The sequence below is a fragment of the Streptomyces sp. 1114.5 genome (assembly GCF_003635085.1).
GTDB lineage: Bacteria > Actinomycetota > Actinomycetes > Streptomycetales > Streptomycetaceae > Kitasatospora.
On the sequence record NZ_RBXE01000001.1, the window covers coordinates 1,674,398 to 1,693,679 of the forward strand.

General features: G+C 74.4%; 21 protein-coding genes. 10 read left to right on the forward strand and 11 right to left on the reverse strand.

The window, feature by feature from the left end; genetic code table 11:
- From BX285_RS07195 to BX285_RS07210, 4 genes are all read left to right on the forward strand, one after another.
- Positions 1-1,233: a hydroxymethylglutaryl-CoA synthase family protein gene (locus tag BX285_RS07195; protein WP_097237235.1), complete on the forward strand. Its 1,233-nt coding sequence runs from the start codon at positions 1-3 to the stop codon at positions 1,231-1,233.
- Between the two features lie 116 nt (positions 1,234-1,349).
- Positions 1,350-1,592 carry a phosphopantetheine-binding protein gene (locus BX285_RS07200; RefSeq protein ID WP_097240140.1) on the forward strand — a complete coding sequence of 81 codons (243 nt, stop codon included), beginning with the start codon at positions 1,350-1,352 and terminating at the stop codon, positions 1,590-1,592.
- On the forward strand, positions 1,589-2,854 hold the full coding sequence (locus tag BX285_RS07205) for a beta-ketoacyl synthase N-terminal-like domain-containing protein (RefSeq protein ID WP_121174728.1): 1,266 nt from the start codon (positions 1,589-1,591) through the stop codon (positions 2,852-2,854). The genes BX285_RS07200 and BX285_RS07205 overlap by 4 nt, the downstream gene beginning before the upstream one ends.
- Before the next feature lie 17 nt (positions 2,855-2,871).
- Positions 2,872-3,666, forward strand: coding sequence for a thioesterase II family protein (locus BX285_RS07210; RefSeq protein WP_121174729.1), 795 nt, complete (start codon positions 2,872-2,874; stop codon positions 3,664-3,666).
- Here the strand turns inward: BX285_RS07210 and BX285_RS07215 are convergent.
- The 3 genes from BX285_RS07215 to BX285_RS07225 are packed head-to-tail and all read right to left on the reverse strand — an operon-like array spanning position 3,639 to position 5,179.
- Complete coding sequence (locus BX285_RS07215; protein WP_097237239.1) at positions 3,639-4,613, reverse strand: LuxR family transcriptional regulator; 975 nt, start codon at positions 4,611-4,613, stop codon at positions 3,639-3,641. The two genes, BX285_RS07210 and BX285_RS07215, sit on opposite strands and share 28 nt — an antisense overlap.
- 50 nt (positions 4,614-4,663) lie before the next feature.
- Positions 4,664-4,960 (reverse strand): hypothetical protein, encoded by a 297-nt coding sequence (locus BX285_RS07220; RefSeq protein ID WP_143685768.1) that lies wholly within the window; start codon positions 4,958-4,960, stop codon positions 4,664-4,666.
- A 15-nt stretch (positions 4,961-4,975) separates the two neighbouring features.
- A complete protein-coding gene (locus BX285_RS07225) occupies positions 4,976-5,179 on the reverse strand; it encodes a hypothetical protein (RefSeq protein ID WP_143685769.1) in 204 nt (67 codons plus the stop codon).
- A 265-nt stretch (positions 5,180-5,444) separates the two neighbouring features.
- Here BX285_RS07225 and BX285_RS07230 point away from each other — a divergent pair, with 265 nt between their 5' ends.
- Positions 5,445-6,416, forward strand: coding sequence for a helix-turn-helix transcriptional regulator (locus tag BX285_RS07230; protein WP_310794187.1), 972 nt, complete (start codon positions 5,445-5,447; stop codon positions 6,414-6,416).
- A gap of 34 nt (positions 6,417-6,450) precedes the next feature.
- On the forward strand, positions 6,451-6,588 hold the full coding sequence (locus tag BX285_RS37165) for a hypothetical protein (protein ID WP_183107019.1): 138 nt from the start codon (positions 6,451-6,453) through the stop codon (positions 6,586-6,588).
- A gap of 69 nt (positions 6,589-6,657) precedes the next feature.
- Here the strand turns inward: BX285_RS37165 and BX285_RS07235 are convergent, their stop codons facing one another.
- The 6 genes from BX285_RS07235 to BX285_RS07260 form a co-directional block, all read right to left on the reverse strand.
- Positions 6,658-8,658 (reverse strand): FtsX-like permease family protein, encoded by a 2,001-nt coding sequence (locus tag BX285_RS07235; protein ID WP_121174731.1) that lies wholly within the window; start codon positions 8,656-8,658, stop codon positions 6,658-6,660.
- Positions 8,655-9,482: an ABC transporter ATP-binding protein gene (locus BX285_RS07240; RefSeq protein WP_121174732.1), complete on the reverse strand. Its 828-nt coding sequence runs from the start codon at positions 9,480-9,482 to the stop codon at positions 8,655-8,657. The genes BX285_RS07235 and BX285_RS07240 overlap by 4 nt, the downstream gene beginning before the upstream one ends.
- Positions 9,483-9,594: 112 nt before the next feature.
- Positions 9,595-11,205, reverse strand: coding sequence for an ABC transporter permease subunit (locus tag BX285_RS07245; protein WP_121174733.1), 1,611 nt, complete (start codon positions 11,203-11,205; stop codon positions 9,595-9,597).
- Positions 11,199-12,101, reverse strand: coding sequence for an ABC transporter ATP-binding protein (locus BX285_RS07250; protein WP_121174734.1), 903 nt, complete (start codon positions 12,099-12,101; stop codon positions 11,199-11,201). Before BX285_RS07250 ends, BX285_RS07245 begins: the two co-directional genes overlap by 7 nt.
- A gap of 115 nt (positions 12,102-12,216) precedes the next feature.
- Positions 12,217-12,795, reverse strand: coding sequence for a TrmH family RNA methyltransferase (locus BX285_RS07255; RefSeq protein ID WP_097237247.1), 579 nt, complete (start codon positions 12,793-12,795; stop codon positions 12,217-12,219).
- Complete coding sequence (locus BX285_RS07260; protein ID WP_097237248.1) at positions 12,792-13,436, reverse strand: class I SAM-dependent methyltransferase; 645 nt, start codon at positions 13,434-13,436, stop codon at positions 12,792-12,794. The genes BX285_RS07255 and BX285_RS07260 overlap by 4 nt, the downstream gene beginning before the upstream one ends.
- A 291-nt stretch (positions 13,437-13,727) precedes the next feature.
- On the opposite strand from BX285_RS07260, the gene BX285_RS07265 reads away from it, so the two are divergent.
- Complete coding sequence (locus BX285_RS07265; protein ID WP_097237249.1) at positions 13,728-13,937, forward strand: hypothetical protein; 210 nt, start codon at positions 13,728-13,730, stop codon at positions 13,935-13,937.
- 37 nt (positions 13,938-13,974) lie between these two features.
- Here the strand turns inward: BX285_RS07265 and BX285_RS07270 are convergent, their stop codons facing one another.
- Both BX285_RS07270 and BX285_RS07275 read right to left on the reverse strand, forming a co-directional pair.
- Entirely contained in the window at positions 13,975-16,584 is a 2,610-nt protein-coding gene (locus BX285_RS07270) for a lysylphosphatidylglycerol synthase transmembrane domain-containing protein (RefSeq protein ID WP_121174735.1), read from the reverse strand.
- A gap of 58 nt (positions 16,585-16,642) precedes the next feature.
- The gene (locus tag BX285_RS07275) at positions 16,643-17,404 is read right to left on the reverse strand and encodes an SDR family oxidoreductase (RefSeq protein WP_097240141.1); all 762 of its coding nucleotides are present in this window, start codon (positions 17,402-17,404) and stop codon (positions 16,643-16,645) included.
- Between the two features lie 209 nt (positions 17,405-17,613).
- Between BX285_RS07275 and BX285_RS07280 the strand changes: the two genes are divergently transcribed.
- The 3 genes from BX285_RS07280 to BX285_RS07290 all read left to right on the forward strand — a co-directional run bounded on the left by BX285_RS07280 (position 17,614) and on the right by BX285_RS07290 (position 19,272).
- Positions 17,614-18,525 carry a helix-turn-helix transcriptional regulator gene (locus BX285_RS07280; protein ID WP_097237251.1) on the forward strand — a complete coding sequence of 304 codons (912 nt, stop codon included), beginning with the start codon at positions 17,614-17,616 and terminating at the stop codon, positions 18,523-18,525.
- Between the two features lie 57 nt (positions 18,526-18,582).
- Positions 18,583-18,849 (forward strand): UBP-type zinc finger domain-containing protein, encoded by a 267-nt coding sequence (locus tag BX285_RS07285; RefSeq protein ID WP_097237252.1) that lies wholly within the window; start codon positions 18,583-18,585, stop codon positions 18,847-18,849.
- A gap of 150 nt (positions 18,850-18,999) precedes the next feature.
- Entirely contained in the window at positions 19,000-19,272 is a 273-nt protein-coding gene (locus BX285_RS07290) for a hypothetical protein (RefSeq protein WP_097237253.1), read from the forward strand.
- Positions 19,273-19,282: the final 10 nt, after the last annotated feature.

Here is a 19,282-nt window from a genome sequence, read left to right on the forward strand (position 1 = left end):
ATGGCCGTGGGAATCGAGGCACTCAACGTCTACACCGGTATCGCGCAGATCCCGGTGGCCACCCTGTTCGAGGGCCGCGGGCTGGACATCGAACGGCTGGACAACCTGGCCATGCACAACCGCTCGATCGGCCTGCCGTTCGAGGATCCGGTGACCAACGCGGTCAACGCGGCCAAGCCGATCATCGACGCGCTCGACCCGGCCGACCGGGACGCGATCGAGGTGCTGATCACCTCGACCGAGTCCGGCCTGGACCTCAGCAAGTCGGTGGCCTCCTACGTCCACGAGTACCTCGGGCTGAGCCGCAACTGCCGTCTCCTGGAGGTCAAACAGGCCTGCTACGCGGCGACCGGAGCCGTCCAGCTGGCCGCCGGCTATCTGGCCTCGGCCGCTTCACCGGGCGCCAAGGCGCTGATCATCGCCACCGACGTGGCGCTGGTCGACGAGCGGGCCGGCTACGCGGAGCCGGCCACCGGCCACGGCGCGGCCGCCGTCCTCCTCGGCGACCGGCCGACCGTGCTGGAGCTGGACCTCGGCGCCTTCGGGCTCTACAGCTACGAGACGCTGGACTCCGCCCGGCCCACCCCCGAGTTCGACATCGCCGACGTCGACCGCTCGCTGTTCGCCTACCTGGACTGCCTGAGCGGGAGCTTCGCCGACTACCGCAGCCGGGTCGAGGGCGCCGACTTCCGCTCGACCTTCGACCAGCTCGCGATGCACACGCCGTTCAGCGGTCTGGTCCGCGCCGGGCACCGCAAGCTGATGCGGGAGTCGGGCGCCTCGGCCGCGGAGGCGGACGCGGACTTCGGCCGCCGGGTGCGCCCGTCCCTGACCTACCCCGCGCTGGTCGGCAACCTGTGCTCGGGCTCGGTCTACCTGGCCCTGGCGAGCCTGCTCTCCACCGCGCCGCTCACCGGCTCCGCCCGGGTCGGCCTGTACTCCTACGGCTCCGGCTGCTCGGCCGAGTTCTTCAGCGGGGTGGTCGGCGATGGCTCGGCGGCGGCCGTCCGGGCGATGGACATCGGCGGTGCGCTGGCCCGGCGACGGGAGCTCGACTTCGACGAGTACGCCCGACTGCTGCCGGAGAACCTGCGCGCCCTCGTACCGGTCGCCGACCGGGAGATCGACCTCGACCGCTGGGCCGACTACCTGCCGACCGATCGGCCCCTGCTGGTGCACACCCGGACCAAGGACTACCACCGCGGCTACGCGTGGCAGGGAGCGCGGCCGTGAGCGCCGCGGTGCACGCGCCCGGCTACCGGGTCCGCGGCCACCGAGCCCCCGTCCACCGGGCCCCCGTCCATCGAATTCCCGTACACCGGGCCACCCATGACCAGAACGGAGACACCATGACCGACGACAGGGTGCTGACCGCGATCCGGCGCAGCGTCACGGAGGTGCTGCCGGAGCTCGACCCCCGGCTGGTCACCGAGGACGTCTCGCTGACCGATCTCGGCGCCAACAGCATCGACCGGATCGACGTGGTCACGATGACCATGGACGAGCTGGGCATCAGCCTGTCCGTGATCGAGTTCCAGGACGTCCACGACATCGGCTCGCTGGCCCGTCTGCTGCGCGAGCACGTCCGGTGACCGATGTCGTCGTCACCGGGGCCGGGGTGCTCTGCGCCACGGCCCCGGACACCGAGGCGTTCGCCCGGGCGCTGCGCGCCGGTGCGTCCGGCATCGGGGCGCGCGCGGTCGACGGCGCCCACTCCGAGCTGCGCCCGCGGCTCAGCGCCGACCTGGCCGGCTTCGACCTGCGGACGGTCGTGGCCGACGCCGACCAGCCGCTGCGCCGCTCGGCGCTGCGGATCGCCGGCCGCTCGCCGTTGTCGGTCCAGGCGTCGGTGACGGTGGCGCTGGAGGCGTGGGGCCGGGCCGGTCTGCCCGGGGCCGCGGTGCCCGGCGACCGGATCGGGCTGGTCGTGGCCGGCCACAACCTGGGCGGCCGCTACGCCGAGGAGGTGCGGCCGCGCTACACCACCAGCCCGGTCCACCTGCCGGCCCGCTACCCGCTCCAGTTCATGGACACGGACCACGTGGGCACGGTCAGCCAGCTGCTCGGCATCACCGGCGAGGGGTACACCGTCGGCGGGGCGTCGGCCAGCGGCAACGTCGCGATCATCAACGCGGCCCGGCTGGTCGAGACCGGCGCGGTGGACCTCTGCCTGGTGGTGGGGGCGCTCACGGACCTGTCCGACATGGAACGCCAGGCGTTCTACAACCTCGGCGCGATGGCCGGGACGCGGGGCAGGCCCCCGCAGGCCTCCAGCCGGCCGTTCGACGCCGACCGGGAGGGCTTCGTGCCGGGCCAGGGCGCGGCCTGTCTGGTCCTGGAGTCGGCCGCCTCGGCGCGCGCCCGCGCGGCCGAGGTCTGGGCCCGGCTGGCGGGCTACGCGCTGCGGTTGGACGGGAACGGCCTCGCCGACCCCAGCCTGGACGGCGAGGCCGAGGTGATGGCCCGGGCGATCCGGCACGCCGGGCTCACTCCGGACCGGATCGACTACGTCAACGCGCACGGCACCGGCTCGGCGCTGGGCGACGAGGTGGAGCTGACGGCGCTGCGCACCGTCTTCGGGTCGGGTCCCGGGCAGCCGTGGGTCAACTCCACCAAGGGCCTGGTCGGCCACTGCCTGTGCGCGGCCGGCGTGGTCGAGGCGGTGGCGAGCCTGCTGCAGATGCGGGACGGTTTCGTCCACCCCAACGCCAACCTGGCCCGGCCGCTCGACGCCGGCGTCCGGCTGGTGGGAGAGCGGGCGCAGAGCGCGTCGATCGGCCATGCGATGTCCAACGGCTTCGGTTTCGGCGGCTTCAGCACCAGCGTGGTGTTCGGGGCGCCGGACCGCGGGTGAGAACGGAGAACACGGGGATGAACTCAGCAGTCGCGTCGGCCTGGCTGCCCGGCGGTGCCGGGGCGGCGGGTGAGGGGGCGGCCGTCCGGCTGTTCTGCTTCGCGCACGCGGGCGGCGGCGCCTCCGCCTACCGGCCGTGGCGCGCGGCGGCGCCGCCCGGAGTCGAGGTCCGCCCGGTGGTCCTGCCGGGGCGGGAGTCGCGGGTGCGGGAGCTGCCGTTCCGCCGGGTCGAACAGCTGCTGGATCCGCTCTGCGAGGCGCTGGAGCCCTTCCTGGACCGACCGTACGCCTTCTTCGGGCACAGCCTCGGTTCGCTCCTGGCCTACGAGGTGGCCCGCCGGTTCTCGGCCGGCCCGGGCCGCGGCCCGGAGCTGTTGGTGGTCTCCGGGAGACGGGCCCCTCGGCTGCCCACCGACCGGCGGCTCTTCTCCACCCTCCCGGACGCCGAATTCCTGGCCGCCATGGCCGGGTTGGGCGGCACGCCGCCCGAAGTGCTCGGCGAGCCGCAGCTGCTGAACCTGATGCTGCCGACCCTGCGCGCCGACTTCGAGTTGAACGAGACCTACCGGCCGCTGGCCGGGCCCCGGCTGCGCTGCCCGATCGCCGCGTACATGGGCGCCGACGACCCCGAGGTGAGCGCACCCGAACTGCTGGCCTGGAGCGGGGAGACCACGGGCGAGTTCACCATGCGGGTGCTGCCCGGCGGCCACTTCTACCTCAAGGACGAACCCGACGACGTGCTCGGCGCCGTCCGGCAGGATCTCGCCCGGGTGCTGGACCGGGATCACACCCAGCCGCGGCTGGCGGCGTAGGCGCCGAACTCGAACCGCGAGCCGGTGCCCGCCTGTTCCATCAGCGCGTGCACGATCCGGCGCACCGTCCGTACCGAGGTGCCCAGTTGACGGGCAACCGCGTCGTCCTTGGCGCCGGTCGCGAGTGCGCGCAGGACCGCCAGCTCCGCCGGGGTCCGGCCGTCCTCCCGCCGGGTCGACTCCAGCCGCCGGCCCTGCTGCCAGCGCGTCTCGAACAGAGAGGTCAGCGCCAGCAGCACGGCGGGCTGTCGGACGATCAGACCGCCGCCCGTGCCGGACGGGTCGTGCGTCAGCACGGCGGTGTGCCCGTCGACAAGGGTCATGCTCAACGGGAGGTCCGGCACCAGTCGGACCTCCGCCCCGGCCCCGGCGGCGGCCCGGGCACGGCCCAGCCAATCCTCGTCGAAGAGGACCGCCTCCGGGTACACCGTCCGCACCCGTGTCCCAGGGTCGAGCGGGTCGAGGCCGAGGGCGCGGCCGACCGCGGGCGCGGCTCCCGAGGGGGCCGGCGCGGAGTCGAAGGTGAGCACCTCGCTCCGGGCGGCCGCGGTCAGTTCCAACAACCGCGCGAACACGGCGGACGCGTCCGGAAGCAGCTCGGTGCGCTCCTGGGCGTCCGCGGTGGCCGGTCCGGTTCCGTAAGCGGACAGGATGGTGGAGTAGGTGCTGACCGACTCCTCCAGGAATTCCTGCCGTTGGCGCAGAATATCCCGTTCCCGTACGAGCAGTTGCCGCATTGCGGTGAGCGGGCCGAGGGCGACCAGGGCGTCGTTTCCGGCGCCGTAGCGAGACAACAGGCCGAGGTCGCCGAGCCGGCTGAGAATGGCCCGTGCCGCCTCGGGCGGGCATCCGAGCCTTTCCGCGAAATCCTCCAGGCCGAGCCCGGGTTGGCCGATCAGCAGGTTGTAGGCGTCCGCGAGTCTTCGAGGGTCATCGAGTTCCTCCACGGGGATTTCACCGGTTGTGCGCAGAACATGTTCGACAACGGACCGAGTGGTCATCCGAGCCACCTGTCGGACTGCTCCGGGAGGGGCGTGGCGACGGTCCAGGCGCCGATCCGGCGAGCCTCGTCGAGGGCCCGTCGACCGAGGGCCCGGCCGGCGTCCGCGGCTTCGGCGGAACTCTCCACCGCGTGGAAGAAGACGAGTTCGGTGCGCCCCGGCTCGCACTGGATGCTGACGTGCTCCATGCCGCCACTGCCGGCGGCAACCGCCCGGAGCCAGGCGGCCAGCAGGGGCCCGTCGAGCTCCTCCTGGGACCCTTCGCGCAGCGGCCGGAGCGTTACCGTGGTCATCTGCACCGCCGGGCCTCAGTCCCAGTTGAGGTTGGACGTGATGGCGGGGGCGATGTCCCAATTCAGGTTGTCCGTGGACATCACGCCGCCCAGGTTCAGGGTTTCGGCGGACGCGCTGCTGTGCAGCCGGAGGTCGACCGCCCCGACCGCGGCCGGGGCGGCGACGGAAAGCAGAAGACAGAGGACGGATACCTTGACGAGGCGTGCGGAAGCAGACATGAATTCCCCCATGTGATTCACACTGACTTTGGACGGAGTTTGCTTTTCATCGGCGCCGGATCACTACGTGGCGCCGGAGTGCGGTGATCTCAGTCTGGCCAACCGTCGTCCCCGGACGGAAGGGGGTGAGCCTGGCACCAAATGCTGACTGGCAACTCAGTGCCAAACGGCCCCGAGGGGGGCGAGGTGTAGCTCTCCGGGGCCGGAACGCGGCATGATGTGCCAGGTCAGATCATGAACGGGGGACTGGTAGACCATGTTGGAGATGTTGGGTCTCGATGAACGCACCGAGGCCGTCTACCGGGTCATGTTGACCAACCACCGCTGGGGCGTGGCGCAGCTGGCGCACCAGCTGGAGATGTCGGAGGAGGAGCTCCGGGCGGCCCTGGATCGACTGTCCTCCCTCAAGCTGCTGATCGACTCGTCGACCCAGGGGGAAGTGGCCCCGGTGAACCCGGTGATCGGCCTGCAGTCCCTGCTCCGCCGGGAAGAGGACGCGCTCCACCGAAGACAGCACGAGTTCGAGCGGTGCAGAATGGCCGCCAACGCGGTGCTGGACGAGTACAGCAGCCTCTTCACCGACGGCAGTAGGCAGCCGGCCGAGCAGTTGATCGGCATCGACGCCATCCAGGCCCGGATCGAGGACCTGGCGGCCCAGGCGACCTTCGAGTGCCTCACCCTCAACCCCGGCGGCGCGCAGTCGGCGGCCAGCCTGGAGGCGAGCCGGCCCCTGGACCAGGCCGTGATCTCACGCGGCGTCATGATGCGTACCGTGTACCTCGACAGCGTCCGGAACGACTCGGTCACCGCCGAATACGCGGGCTGGCTGACCGACCTCGGCGGCCAGGTGCGCACCGCGCCGGCCCTGCCCGTACGGATGCTCGTCATCGACCGCCGGGTGGCCTTGGTGCCGGTCGACCCACAGAACACCCGCAAGGGCGCCGTCCAGCTCACCGGAGCCGGTGTGGTGGCCGCCCTGGTCTCGCTCTTCGAGTACGTCTGGGAGAGTGCCACCTTGTTCGGCGTCTGCCCGGAGCGCGACGAGCGCGGCCTGATCCCGCAGGAACAGGAGCTGCTCCGCCTGCTCGCCGACGGCCTCACCGACGCCGCCGCCAGCACCCGGCTCGGGCTCTCGCTTCGCACGGTGCGCCGGATGATGGCCGATCTGATGGAGCGGCTCGATGCCCGCAGCCGGTTCGCGGCCGGCCTGCAGGCCGGCCGGCGCGGCTGGCTCTGAGCCTTCTGCACCACCGGACTTGGGGAAGGAGCGGGTGGGCCCGGTGATCGCCCGGGCGCTCGGCGTCTCGCAGCGCACGATGAACCGCAAGGCCACCGACCTGATGCTGCACCAGCTCGGCCCGTCCGACCTGTCCGGTGCGCCGCCCGCTCAGGGGGCGCAGGCCGGGTAGGACGGACGGGCCGGTCGGCCACTGCCGGTTGCCGGTGCGGCAGCTGCTCGGGCCGCTGCCGCAGGGCCGTTACTGCCGGCCGCTCGCGAGGTCGAGCGGGCGGATCCGCAGCGCCAGCCGGGCCGGGACCAGGCTGGAGACCATGGAGAGGACCAGGCAGACCGCGGTGGCTCCGGCCAGCGCTCCCCAGGGCAGGTCGAAGGCGGCGGACTGCGCCGGGTCGAGGATGCGGTTCCCGATCAGCAGGACGGTCGCGTACTGGGTCAGCAGGGTGACGACCAGGCCGAGGGCCGCCGCGGTGGCGACCACCAGCAGGGTCTCGACCGCGACCACCCGCAGGACCTGGCGGCGGGTGCCGCCGGTCAGGCGCATGGTGGCGAAGTCCCGCAGCCGGTCCCCGGTGGACATCATCATCGTGTTGACGATCGCGATCAGCGCGTAGAGCAGGGCCGGGCCGAGGATCGCCAGCATCGCGATCCAGCCGTTCTTCGTGGTCCGGTCGTTGTGCGCCCCGATCCACTGCGCGCCGGTGGTGGCCCGGGCCGCGCTGGCGCCCAGCGCGGCCGTGACCTGCTCGGGGCTCGCCCCGGTGCCCAGGTAGGCGACCGACACGGCGCTCGGGCCGGTGGCGGTGCTCGGGCCGGGAACGGCCTCGCGCGGGACGACGATCTCCGGCAGGTGCGGCAGCAGGTGGCGGACCCGGGCGACCAGCCGCAGTTGCACCTGGGTGCCGTCCGCGAGCCGGGCGTTCAGGGTGTCGCCGACGTGCCAGCCGAAGACCCGCGCCATGTCGTCGGAGACCGCGACCGTCCGGCCGTGCAGGTCTTCCAGGGAGCCGGCCTCGGTGCTGAGGTTCCAGGCCGTCCGCAGGTCGCCGTCGACGGCCAGGCCGTCCTCCGGGATCGGCAGGTCGTTCGGGCGGCCGGGGGCGGGCTGCTGGTCCGGGGTGGCCAGGCCGTCGAACCGTACGGTCGTCGCGGTGGTCAGCCGGGCGTCGGGCAGGGCGGCCAGGGCGCGCAGGGCCTCGGCGGGCACGCCGCGGCCGTCGGAGGGCTCGATCACGTACCCGGCCTTGAGGGCGGCGCGGCCCTGGGCGGCCATCGCGTCGGCGAAGGCCACCGTGCCGCCGACCACCGAGCCGGCCAGGCCGATCACCAGGAACACCGGGGTGGCCGTGGAGACGGTGCGGCGGATCGCGGCGAGGGCGTTCTGCCGGGCGATCAGCCCGGCGGCGCCGGGCAGCAGCGGGACGAGCACGGTGAACAGCCGCACCAGCGGCGGCACCAGCACCGGGGCGATCAGCACGATGGCGAGCACCGCCATCACGTCGAAGAGCAGGGCCCACTGCGGGGTGGTCTCCGGGTCGCGGGACTGCGGGTCGGCCAGCATCGACGCGGGCATCGCGATGAAGGTCCACAGGGTGTAGCCGAAGACGCCGAGGAAGAGGACCGCGGCCACCCAACGGGCGACCGGCATCACCTTCTTGTCGACGGCGACCTCGTTGAGCGCCTCCACCGGCCGCACCCGGCCCGCTCGGCGGGAGGCCGCGTAGGCGCCGAGCAGGGCGACCACCAGGCCGCCCGAGGCGGCGAACAGCAGTGGCAGCGGGGCGGGCTCGGCGTGGAAGCCGCTCGGCGCGGCGCCCTGGTCGACCAGCCAGGCGGCGATCGCCGGGGCGACCAGCAGGCCGATCGCGCAGCCCGAGACCGCGGCGGCCAGCGCCACCACCAGGGCCTCGCCGAGGACCAGCGCGCGCACCTGCCGCGGGGTCGCGCCGACGGCGCGCAGCATCGCCGTCTCCTGGCGGCGCTGGGCGACGGCGAAGGCGAAGGTCGAGGAGACCACGAACACCGAGACGAAGCCGGCCATCGCGGCCATGAAGCCCACCAGCTTGTGCAGCGAGGGCGCGCCGGGCAGCGAGTCCTCGCCCATGGTGGTGTTCAGCAGCAGGCCGGCGGCGGACATCACCGCGACGCCGAGGGCGAGCGCGACGAAGGAGCCGACGAAGGCCGGCCACCGCCGCCGCATCGAGACGGCGGCGATCGGCAGCAGGAGCCGGAAGCCGTTCATCGGGAGCCGCCGTCCGTGCGGGCGGCTTCCGCGGAGCGGGTGCTCTGCGCTGTGCGGGTGCTCTGCGCCGTACGGGCGGTGGCTCCCGCGCGGGCGTCCTCCAGTGCGGCCATCCGGCCGGCGACGGTCTGCGGGTCGGGCTCGACCAGTCGGTCGACCACCCGGCCGTCGGCGAGGAAGAGGACGGTGTCGGCGTAGGAGGCGGCCACCGGGTCGTGGGTGACCATGATGGTGCTCTGGCCCTGCTCGTCCACCAGGGAGCGCAGCAGGGTCAGCACCTCGCGGCTGCTGGAGCTGTCCAGGGCGCCGGTGGGCTCGTCCGCGAAGAGCACCCGGGGGGCGGAGATCAGCGCCCGGGCGATCGCCACCCGCTGCTGCTGGCCGCCGGACATCTGCGAGGGCAGGTGGCCGGTCCGCTCGCCCAGGCCCACTTGGGCCAGCGCGGCCCGGACCCGGGCCGGGTCGGGTCTGCGGCCGGCCAGCCGCAGGGGCAGGCCGACGTTCTGCTCGGCGGTCAGGGCGCCCAGCAGGTTGAAGGCCTGGAACACGAAGCCCAGGCGCTCGCGGCGCAGTCGGGTCAGGGCGGTCTCGTCGAGGCCGCCGAGGTCGACGCCGTCGACGACGACGCTGCCGGAGTCGGGGAGGTCGAGCCCGGCGGCGCACTGGAGCAGGGTGCTCTTGCCGGAGCCGGAGGGGCCCATCACTGCGGTGAAGCTGCCGCGGGCGAACCCGACGGTGACCGAGTCCAGGGCGGTGACGGTGTTCGGGCCGGATCCGTAGGAACGGGTGACCTGTTCCAGGCGTACTACATCGTTGTCATTCATGATGATCCATTTCCTAGCAGGTCATCAGCCCTGCCAGCCCGCCGGAGCGTGGCGGATTGGCGCCACCGGCGGGCCCCGGCCCCCCGGCCCCGCGGCCCGGCACCCGGGCGGCTCAGCGGGTGGCGTGGCGTATCGCGTCCACGGTGAGGGCGGCCACGGCCAGGGCGGCGGCGAGGCCGGCGACCGCCGCCGGAGCCGGGGCGCGGCCCCCGGTGACCCCTAGGAAGTCCAGCCCGCCGACGTGGTTGATCATCCCGTACCAGAGCAACGGGTAGACGGTCTGGAACAGTCGGGGACCGCGCGTGACGGTGCCGCAGAGCATGGCCAGGGCGGGGATCAGCAGCGCCCCGGCCAGGGCGCCCGCCGCCGCCCGGGGCTCCCCGGCGCCGACCAGCCGGACCACCGACCCGGCCACCACCGCCAGCGCCGGGATCACCCCGGCGAGCAGGGCCGCCAGCCCCCGGCGCAGCGGGGAGGGGCAGGCGCCGAGCAGTTCGTCGACGCTTCCGCCGCCGGTTCGGTGGCCCATCCGGGACCAGAGCAGCACCGGCCAGAGCATCGCGAACGGCAGCACCGCGTGGCTCGGCCCGTCCGGTGCGACGCTCAGCGCCGACGCCGCGAACACGGCGGCCCCGGCCCACCACCACCGCTGCCCCTGGAGCAGGATCCGCAGCTCACCGGTGAGCGCGGCGAGCACCGTGCCGCCCCGGTGGGCCGGGGTCAGCCGGGCCCGGTCCAGGTCGAAGCCGGCAGGTCCGGTAAGCCCGGCAGGTACGGCCGCCCCGGCCTCCGGCGTCGTCGCGCCGGGCTCCGTCCGCCCGGCCCCGCGGGCCCGTCCGCCCGGGCGTACCCCCGTCACGCCCGGGCGGTGCTCCGCCCCGTCGAAGCGCCGGAACCAGAGCGCCCCGAGCGTCGCGATCCCGACCGCCGCCGCGGCCGACAGCAGCCCCGTCGCGGCCGGCCCGCCCGCCTCGCCCGGCCCCAGGCCCGGCCAGTCGAAGGTGCCGAGCACCCGGTCGTCCGCCGTCAGCCCGACCCCGAACTCCACGCCGTCCACCGGGTGTCCGCCCGCCGCGAGCGTCTCCCGGATCGACGCCGTGATCCGCCGCATGCCCAGCAGGTCGAGCCCGCCGCCCGTCTGCGCGCCCAGCACCAGCCAGACCGCGAACCAGACCATCGCGCCCGCCCCGCCGCGCAACCCGGGCACGGTGTCGAAGAGCACCGCGCAGCCGGCCACCGCCGCCAGCAGCGGCAGCGTGATCAGGACGTACGGCAGCAGCAGCCGCACCACGTCCACCCGGCCCGAGTCGCCCTTGACCAGCTGCACCGCGAGCGCCGTCCCGGCCAGCGCGAGCAGCATCGAGCCGAACAGCAGCAGGTTGCTGACGAACTTGCCCGCCAGGTAGGCCGTCCGGCCGAGCGGCGTGGCGGCGAGCAGCTGGCCGACGCCGCCCTGCTCGTCCCGGGCGATCGCCCCGCGCGCGATGCCGAAGCCCGCCAGCGAGAGCCAGACCGCGCCGCCGAGCGCCGTCACCGTCCCCACGTACCCGCTGGTGTAGCGGCCGTGCAGGTCGGTCACCTGGAACACCTGCCAGCGGGAGTCGCCGACCGGCGCGGCCAGCAGCCCGAGGGCGAGCGTGCCCAGCAGCACGACCAGGTAGCCGGGCCGCCGCCGGCGCTCCCGGAAGTCGGCCAGGGCGAGCGCCCCGATGCGCGTCACCATGCCGCCACCCGCTCGGCCGTGGCGGGGGCGGTGAGCAGCAGGTACGCGTCGTCCAGCCGTGGTGCGACGGGCTGTGCCTCCGGCGCCGGCCGCTGCCCGGACAGCACCCGCACCCGGACGCCCTGCGGTGTGCGGGTGGTGCCGCCGAGCAGGAACCGCGACCGCAGCAGGGCGAGTTGCCCCGCCTCGACGGTCAGCTCCCAGACCGCGCCCTCGGCCGTGCGCAGCAACTCCTCCGGGCTGCCGTGGTGCAGCAGCCGCCCGCCGCCCATGACGGCGATCCGGTCGGCGGTGGCCGCGACGTCCGGGACGATGTGCGTGGACAGCACGACGATCCGGTCCGCGCCGAGCCCGCTCAGCAGACTGCCGAAGCGCAGCCGCTCCTCCGGATCCAGCCCGACCGTCGGCTCGTCCACGATCAGCAGCGCCGGGTCGTTGAGCAGCGCCTGGGCGATGCCGACCCGCTGGCGCATCCCGCCGGACATCGCACCGAGCCGCTGCCCGCCCGCCCCCGAGAGGTTGACCAGGTCGAGCAGTTCCTCGATCCGGGCCCGTGCGGCGCGCCGCCGCATCCCCTTGGCGGCGGCCAGGTAGGCGAGGAACTCACGGGCCGTGAGCTGCGGGTAGACGCCGAAGTCCTGTGGCAGGTACCCCACGGCGCGGCGCAGCGGCCCGGGGCGGCGGGCGACGTCCTCGCCCTCCCAGAGCACCCGCCCCGAGGTGGGCCTGGTCACCGTGGCCAGGATGCGCATCAGGCTCGACTTGCCGGCGCCGTTGGCACCGAGCAGGCCGAGCACGCCGGGCCGCAGCGTCAGCGAGAAGGAGTCCACCGCGCGCCTGCCGCCGCGGTACTCCTTGGTCAGGTCGAGGATCCGGAGTTCGGTCACGCACCGCATGCTTCCGGGCGGAAGCCGTTCCCACATCTGCCGTTCGGCAGATATGCAGGCGCGAAAATGCCGGGAGGGGTGGGCCTTTCGGCACACCCCTCCCGGCGACGGGCACCGACCCGGGTCAGTCCTCGTCGGCCCCGAAGTCGCCGTCGGCGAGGGCACCGTCCGGGGTGCCGCTGATCGCGTACCCCTGGCGGCGCGCCTCGTAGCAGGCCACCGTCGCGGCCGCCGACACGTTCAGCGAGCCGACCCGGCCCAACTGCGGCACGAACACCACCTGGTCGCAGAGCGCCAGCGCCTCGGGCGTGATCCCGCGGTCCTCGTGGCCGAGCACGAAGGCCACCGCCGGGGTCAGGTCGGCGGCGAACATCGGCACCGCCTCGTCCGCCAGCTCCAGGCCGACCACCTTGAAGCCGTCGGCCTTGGCCGCCGCCACCGCCTCGGCGACGGTCGGGAAGTGCTCCACCTTCAGGTACTTGTCGGTGCCCATCGCGGCCTTCTGCGCGCCGGAGGAGCGCACCGACGGGGTGTCCCCGGTCAGGTACAGCTTCTCGGCGCCCATCGCCGCACCGGTCCGGACCACCGAGCCGACGTTGAACGGCGACTGCAGGTTCTCCAGGATCATCGCGAGCCGGAACTCGTTGCTGCGCCGCCACGAGCGGTGCAGACGCTTCAGTTCGGTCCCGCGCAGCTGCTTCACGACGTCGTACCTCGTCCATTCTCCGAGCCCTCGCCCGCCTCGGGACGGGGCCGTGCTTCCAGAATCCGGAACCCGTTGACCGACGTGACCCGGGTCGTCGGGTAGCCCTGGTCGTTCAGCCACTTCTGCAGCGAGTCCGAGCCCAGGTGCTTCTGCACCACGAGGAACGCCGAACCGTCCGGGGTCAGCCGGCCGAGCCAGTGCGTCAGCAGACGGCGCAGCGCCGCCTTGCCGATCCGGATCGGCGGGTTGGAGTAGATCGTCGCGAACCGGAGGTCCTCGGGGACGTCGTCGGGCAGCGCCGCCTGGACGTTGCCCAGCCCCAGTGCCTGCGCGTTCAGCCGGACCAGCTCCAGGGCGCGCTCGTTGACGTCCACCGCCCAGACCGGCAGGCGCTTGCGTCGGGTCGCCCAGGTGAGCGCGATCGGGCCGTAGCCGCAGCCGACGTCCAGGATCGGCCCGCGCACCCGCGGCTGCGGGGCGTGCTCCAGCAGGATCCGGGTGCCCGGGTCGAGCCGGCCGCGGGAGAACACCCCGGTGTCGGTGGTCAGTTCCAACGTGACGTCCGGCAGGGAGACCGTGATCGGCCGACGCTCGCTGGCGACCTCGGGTGCACCGCTGAAGTAGTGCGAGCCGGACATGGAATCCCCGTCGTTCGTAAGGGTCGTCGTTCGTCGTGGGCCGTCGTGCGGACGGGCCGCGGGGCCACCGGGTGGGTGTGGGCAAGCCCCTTGTTCGGCACCGATCGTACCCCCGGTGGCCTGCGCGGCGTTCCGGGTCGGGCGCTGCCGGGGGTCTTGGTGGGGCCGGGCAACACGCCGGGGCGGCCCCGGCACGTCGCGCCCGGACGCCGGGCGGCGGATACTGCCAGTACCGCCAGCAGTACCGCCACCCGGGCCCGTGGGAGCCTCCGAACAGTGAGGACGGATGCCATGCCGCAGGATCACGAGGAATACCTGATCGACGAGGTCGTCGAGACCGTCGAGCCCGGCGAGGAAACGCCCGAGGCCGACGAGTACGACGAGTACGACGAGGTCGCCGAGCGCCGCGCCCTCGGCGCCGACCCGGCCACCGACGTCGCGGACGTCGCCGAGCAGACCCGCGTGGTCCAGCTGGACGAGGACGAGTACCGGGAGCAGTAGCCCGGGCCGCGGGGACGCGGGGACGCGGTGCCGCTGCCTACAGCGCTCGACGGCGTTGCAGCCAGGTCAGCGCCGCCCAGCCCGGCAGCACCGGCAGGATCAGCGTCAGCAGGCGGAACAGCGCCACCGCCGCCAGCGCACCGCCCTTCTCCATCGACGCGGTCTGCTGCAGCAGCGTGATCAGCGCCCCGTCCACCGCACCGGCCCCGCCCGGGGTCGGCGCCGCACTGCCCGCCGCGTTGCCCACCAGGAACACCACCGCGACCGAGGCGAAGGACGGCTCCCGGCCGATCGCCCGGGCACAGCAGTACAGGCAGGCGATCAGGCAGAGCGACACCAGCAACTGCCCCGTCACCCCCACCGCCAGCCGGGTCGGACTGCGCAGCAGGTCCAGCAGCCGCGGCAGCACCTCGGTCGTCAACGGCCGCAGCCGGGCCGCCAGCCACCGCCGGGCCACCGGGACCGACCACACCACCGCCAGCAGCGCCGCCGCCCCCGCCAGCCCGCCCACCACGGCGGGCAGCGCGTCCAGCTCGGAACCACCCGGCTGCATGTCCAGCAGGTAGACGAACGCCCCCAGCTGCAACAGGTGCAGCACCAGACCGATCATCGTCCCGACCCCGACGCTGGACAGCGCCTGCGCCGTCGGGATCCCGGCCCGCTGCAACAGGCGGGTGTTCAGCGCGACCCCGCCGACCCCGCCCGGCGACACCAGCTTCACGAACGATCCGGCCACCTGCGCCAGCACCGCGTTGCGGAAGTCCAACCGCTCCGGCACGAAGCCGACGAAGCCCATCGCCGCCGCTACGTGGCTCGCCGCCGCGGTGGCCAGCGCCAGCAGCAGCCACCACGGATCGGCGTCCGCCAGGGCGGAGACCGGATTGTCCTCCGCCGCGAACAACTGCGGGATCAGCAGCCACCCGGCCACCACCCCGCCCACGACGGCCAGCAGGGTCCGCGGCCGCAGCCGCTCCAGCCGCACCGGCCGCCCCACCACCTGCGGCCGCGCCCGCAGCACCTCGGCCCGGATCTCCTCCAGCAGCCCGCCGGGGGAGGGGGCGTCGGGGGTGGTGCGGCCGGGTTCGGCGTGGAGTCTGAGGGCGCGGCGGGTGGTGTGGGTGAGGGCGATGGGTTGGAGGAGGGGGAGGGCGGCGCCGATGGGGTCGGGGCCGAGGACGGCGGTGGCGGTGCGGACGGAGCGGGCGGCGCCGGTGCGCAGGGCGAGGGTGGTGAGGAGTTGGGCGATGTCGCAGCGCAGGACGAGTTCGGTGGCGGCGATGTCGCCGTCGGCGAAGTCGACCAGGTGCACCGCGCCCGAGTCGTCGATCAGCAGGGAGGAGGGGACGAGGGCCCGGTGGGCGATCTCGCGGCGCTGGAGGAGGGCGAGCTGGCGCCACGCGTCGGTGAGCAGTTCGTCGGTGACCTCCTCGTCGGCGAGCCGGTCGAGGGTGCGGCCGGCCAGCTGCTCGTACGCGATGAGGGCGGTGTCGTGGCCGACGCCGGCGGTGGCGGCGATCCGGCGGGTGCGGACGCCGGCGGCCAGGGCCGCGTACGTGACCAGGGCCTCGTGTTCCAGCCCGGTGCGCGGGGAGCGCAGGACGCGGGGGTCGGGAGCGGTGCGCAGGCGCAGCCGGCGCCAGGCGCGCTGGACGGCGGCGGCGGTGACGGCCTGCCGGTCGAGCAGTTGGACGTCCAGGTCGGGGAGGTCGTCGGCCTGCCGGACCCGGTAGCGCTCGGGCCCGGCGGCCTGCGCCTCGACGGGGCGCAGGCCGCTGTCGCGCAGGGCGCGCAGGATCTCGCCGGGTCGGGGGCAGGGGTCGGGGGTGCCGACCGCGTACAGGGTGCCGTGGGCGCCGGTCCAGCCGAGCAGCAGGCCGAGCAGCAGTGCGGTGGGGGTGGCGAAGCCGCCGGCCAGTCCGGCGAGGCCGTAGAGCGCGAGGACGGCCCAGGGCAGCCGGCGTTCGCGGCTGCCGGAGGCGGTCATGAAGGCGAGGACGGGGGCGAGGTAGCCGTAGACGGGCTCGGTGTGCCCGAGGACGTCGCCCGGTACGGGCTGGGTGAGCGCGGTGAGCAGCGAGCCGGGGGCGAGGTTGTCGGCCCACAGGTCGACGCCGAGGGTGGCCCCGTACGCGAGGACGGCGGCGAGCAGCCCGTCGGAGACCTGTTGGAGGGCGCGTCGCCGGTCGGGGCCGAGCAGGCGGCGCACGGCGAGGGCGACCGGCAGCAGCAGGACGGCGGCGGTGGTGAGGCCTCCGGCGAGGCTCGCCAGCGGCCGCGGCACCAGGGCGGCGGCCTCGGCGACGTCGGCGGCGATGCCGCTGGTGGTGGCCCGGGCGTAGTCGGCGAGCAGGAGGGTGAGGGCGATGGTGAACAGGCCGCCGAGCAGCCGGATCAGGGCGACGGGCTGCCGGAGCCGGCCGGCGGCGGGCACCGGGCGTGCCCGGAACCGGCCGGGCCCGGCCGGTGCCTGGGTCCGGGCCTGGGTCTGGGTCCGGGCCTGGGGCGGCATCCCGGCGGTGTCGCCCGGCCCGCCACTGCCCGCTGCCCTGCTGTCCGGCACCCCCGCGTCGCCCACCCGCTGCGCGGGCACACCGCCGGTGTCGCCACCGTCGGTGTCGCCGCTCGTTCTCCCCGTCACGATCGCCACGGGTGGCATGCTCCCATGCCACCCCGCGGGCAGGGGGTCGGGCGCTTGAGGACAGGCCCTACGCCTGGCGGGTCGGGAGGACGACGAGGTGGCGCAGGTTGACGTGCCGGGGGCGGCTGACGGTGTACGCGACCAGGTCGGCGACGTCCTCGGCGCCGAGGGCCGGGATGGCGGTGAACATGCCGCCGAGCTGGTCGCGCAGCACCGGGTTGTCGATGTGCTCGCCGAGTTCGGTGTCGGTCAGGCCGGGCTCGATCGCGCTGACCCGGACGTCGCGCGGGCCCAGTTCGCTGCGCAGGGCGGCGGAGAGCTGGGTGAGCGCGGCCTTGGTGGCGCCGTACACGGCGTAGTCGGGGAAGACGACGTGCGAGGCGATGGAGGAGACGTTGACCAGGTCGGCGGTGCGGCCGTCGGCGGCGGCCGAGGTGAGGTCGGCGGTGAAGGCGCGCACGATCCGCAGTGCGCCGGTGAGGTTAGTGTCGACCATGCGGGTCCACTCGTCGATCCGGCCGTCGGCGAGCGGGTTGGGCAGCATCACCCCGGCGTTGTTGACCACCAGGTCGACCCGGCCGTAGGCGTCGTGGACGGTCTTCGCGGCGGCGTCCACGGAGGCCTGGTCGGTGATGTCGGCGGTGACGGGCAGTGCCTGCCCGCCGGTGGCGGCGATCTCGGCGGCGAGGGCGTCCAGCCGGTCGGTGCGGCGGGCGAGCAGGGCGACCCGGGCGCCGTGGGCGGCGAGGGCGCGGGCGGTGGCGGCGCCCATGCCGCTGGCGGCTCCGGTGACGACGGCGGTGCGGGTGGCGAGGTCGGGGTAGCTCATCGGGGGCTCCAGGTTCCAGGGTTCCGGCTCGGGACGGACGGGACGGGTCGGACGATTCGGACCGGTCGGGCTGACGTCGACCACTGTGCGCGGTCCGCGACCGCCGACCCAGGGCTGTGCCGTTCCCGGGAACGACGATCCTGGGACGGCGTTTCCTGGGAACGGCAGTACCACCCTGGGACGGCCGGCCCGCGGTTAACCTGCCGGGCATGGAGAACACCCTGGGGGACTTCCTCCGTTCGCGTCGGGCCCGGATCCTGCCGGAGGAGGTGGGCCTGCCCTCGCACGGGCGCCGCCGGGTGCAGGGCCTGCGCCGGGAGGAGGTGGCGCAGCTCGCGGGCGTCAGCGTGGACTACTACGTCCGGCTGGAGCAGGGCCGGGGCGGCAGCGCCTCGGACGCGGTGCTGACGGCGGTGGCCCGGGTGCTGCGGCTGGACGAGGTGGAGGCGGCGCACCTGCGGTCGCTGGTCCGTCCGCCGAAGGAGCCGGCCGCCGGTGCCCGGGCGCAGGGGCGGGGCCGGGGCCGGGGCGGGCAGCCGGTCCGCCCGGGGACGCGGCTGCTGCTGGACCTGATGACCGGGGTGCCGGCCTTCGTGCTGGGCCGCCGGATGGACGTCCTGGCCTGGAACGCGCTGGGCGACGCGGTGAACGGTTTCTCCGCGCGCCGCGCGGCCGGCCCGGAGGGCCTGCCCAACCAGGCCCGGCACGCCTTCCTGGACCCGGCGGCCCGGGAGTTCTACCGGCAGTGGGACGCGGTCGCCGCGGAGACCGTCTCCTATCTGCGCCGGGACGCCGGGCTGCACCCGGAAGATCCGGAGCTGGGCGCCCTGGTGGGCGAACTGTCACTGCGCAGCGAGGAGTTCGGCCGGCTCTGGGCGGACCACCTGGTGCGGGAGAAGACCCACGGGGCCAAGCAGGTCCGGCACCCGCTGGTCGGCGACCTCGACCTCGGCTACGAGACCCTGGCCGTCAACGGCTCGCCGGACCAGCTGCTGGTCGTCTACACCGCCCCGGTGGGCTCGCCCACGGCCCAGAAGCTGGCGCTGCTGGGGAGTTGGACGGCTCCGGGGGCGGCCCCCGAGGCGGCTGCGGAAGCCTCGGGAGCCCCGGAGGCGCCGTGAGCGGCGCCGCGCGGTCTGAGCGGGCGAGCGGGGCAGCGGCGGCATAGCCTTTCAGACATGAGTGCCTGCGAAGACCTCGCTCTGGCCCCTCAGGACATCGAGCCCCTTCCGCCTCCCGACGGCTGCGCCGACTGCCTGGCGCAGGGCCGCCGGGACTGGGTGCACCTGCGGATCTGCCTGGACTGCGGCCACATCGGCTGCTGCGACTTCTCGCCGCAGCGGCACGCCACCGCGCACTTCCACAACACCTCCCACCCGGTGATCCGCTCGTACGAGCCGGGGGAGGACTGGCGCTGGTGCTTCGTCCACGAGGTCATGGGCTGAGCGGCAGCCGCCAGGGCCTGTCCGGCGGCCCCGGAGCCGGTCTCCGCGCTGTGGCACGGGGGCGCAATCCCGGTAAAATCCGGACATGACGCCCGTGCGGCCCTTCCGGCCGACATCCGTCGGCGGACGGCCGCCGAAGGGAGGCCGACGATGACCAAGCGAACACCGGGCAGTACCGCCCAGCTCCGCCAGGGCACCCAGGAGCTGCTGGAACGCCGGGGCATGGCGAGCCCGCCGACCCGGGTCGGGCCGAAGCTGCGCTTCGCGACGGCGTCCTCCGCCGCGGCCGGGTACGGCGCGGGCGAGGCGTTCCGGCACGGCGGGCGCGACGCGCCGACCACCGCGCTGCACGCCGCACCGTCCCAGCACGCCGAGCTCAAGGGGCACCGGCACCGCGGAGCGGAGAAGCACTCCGCCCACTGAGCGGCCCCAC